This window comes from Aeromonas sp. R1-1 (genome assembly GCF_040908495.1).
Classification (GTDB): Bacteria; Pseudomonadota; Gammaproteobacteria; order Enterobacterales; family Aeromonadaceae; genus Aeromonas; species Aeromonas veronii.
Genome location: NZ_JBFODV010000312.1, coordinates 1 through 1,811, shown reverse-complemented (window position 1 = coordinate 1,811; position 1,811 = coordinate 1). Strand labels below are relative to the sequence as shown.

The following is a 1,811-nucleotide window of genomic DNA, read 5'->3' as shown; positions in this document are numbered from 1 at the left end:
GGACGTGATCTCAACCTCACCAGCACCACCCGAAGTGATGCCAAAACCGCGGGGCTCAGTGATTTCAGTCGCACCAATATGGACCGGGTAGCAGGCCTCTATGTGACGGGTGATAAAGGCACCTTGCTGGCCAGTGCCGGGCGTGACCTGACCCTGTTGGCGGCCGAGGTGAGCAACAGCGGCAAGCAGGGGCAAACCGCCCTGGTGGCGGGGCGTGACCTGACCCTCGGCACGGTGACTATCGCCGAGCAGGAAAACAACATCCGCAATAGCGAGAACTATCTGCGTAGCGGATATCGCACCGAAGTCGGTAGCAAGGTACAGGGCGCCGGGGATGTAGAGTTACAGGCGGGGCGTAATATCACGGCACGCGCCGCTGCGGTGAGCAGTGAGCAAGGCGCTCTGGCGGCCAGCGCGCAAGGTGACCTGACCCTGCAAGCGGGCGAGTCCAGCCGCAACCTGAGTGAGGCGCATAAAACCACCTCACGCGGGCTGTTTAGCTCCCGCACCAAGACTACCCGGCACAACCTCACTGAACAGCAAGCACTGGCCACCACCTTTGAAGGCCAGCAGGTTGCCCTGCAGGGGCACAATGTCACCGTGGCGGGCAGCAATGTGCTCTCTGATGTGCAAACCGACATCCTGGCAAAAAATAACCTGGATATCGGGACCGTCAGTGAAACCCGCAGTGAGAGTCACTTCAATCAGACTAGCAAAAGCGGCCTGATGGGCAGTGGCGGGATTGGCTTTACCATTGGCAAGCAGTCACAAAGCACCGACCAGCAGGATGTCACGCAAAGCAAGGCTGGCTCCACCATCGGCAGTACCCGGGGTAATGTCACCCTGGAGGCGGGTAACCAACTGACAGTGGCAGGCAGCGACCTGATTGCCGGGCTGGATATGTCACTGACCGGCAAGGATGTGACTATCCGCGCCGACGAACAGCAGGCCACCCGCAACGAAGAGACCCGCAGCCAGAGCAGTGGCTTGACCATTGCGCTGACCGGTGGCGCCGTCACCGCCGCGCAAAGCGCTTATGACGCGGCCAAGAGCGCCAAAGAGAGTGATAACAGCCGTCTCAAAGCCCTGCAGGGCACCAAGGCCGCCATGAGTGGTTATCAGGCATATCAGGAGTATCAGGGCACGGGCCCGGCCAACACCCCGGACCCGAAATTTGTCGGGATTGCCATCTCGGTCGGCAACAAGCGCAGCCAGTCCAATAACCAGAGCAGTGAACGCAATGCCCTCCCCTCCGAACTCAACGCCGGTGGCGATGTCACCGTGCGGGCGCTGGGGGATAGTCACAACAGCTCGGGCGACCTGGTGATGACCGGCAGCGGTATCAAGGGCAAAAACGTCACCCTGGCCGCCGCCCGCGACCTGGTGCTGCAATCGGCCATCAATGACAGCCAGAGCAGCGGCAGTAACAGCAGCAGCGGCTGGAACGCAGGTATCAGCTTCGGGTTCAGCGACGGCGGCGCCGGTATCAGCGTGTTTGCCAACATGAATGCCGCCAAGGGCAAAGAGTTGGGCAACTCGGGCCGCTATACCGAAACCACCCTCACCGCGGGCGATACCCTGACCCTCACATCAGGGCGGGATGCCACCCTGCTGGGGGCGCAGGTCAGTGGTGACAAGGTCAAGGCCGATATCGGCCGCAACCTGACCCTGACCAGCCAGCAGGATAGCGACCACTACCAGAGCAAACAGAGCAGCATCGCGGCCGGGGGCAGCTTTACCTTTGGCACCATGACCGGCTCCGGGTATATCAACGCCAGTCGCCAGAAGATAAACAGCGACTACCAGAGCGT

The 1,811-nt window shown here is 61.3% G+C and carries 1 protein-coding gene; it reads left to right on the top strand.

All coding sequences use genetic code 11. The annotated features are described in order from the left end of the window. Nucleotides 1-1,811: hemagglutinin repeat-containing protein (locus tag AB5Y92_RS22130; RefSeq protein WP_368227832.1), on the top strand; the 1,811-nt coding region annotated here is incomplete at both ends.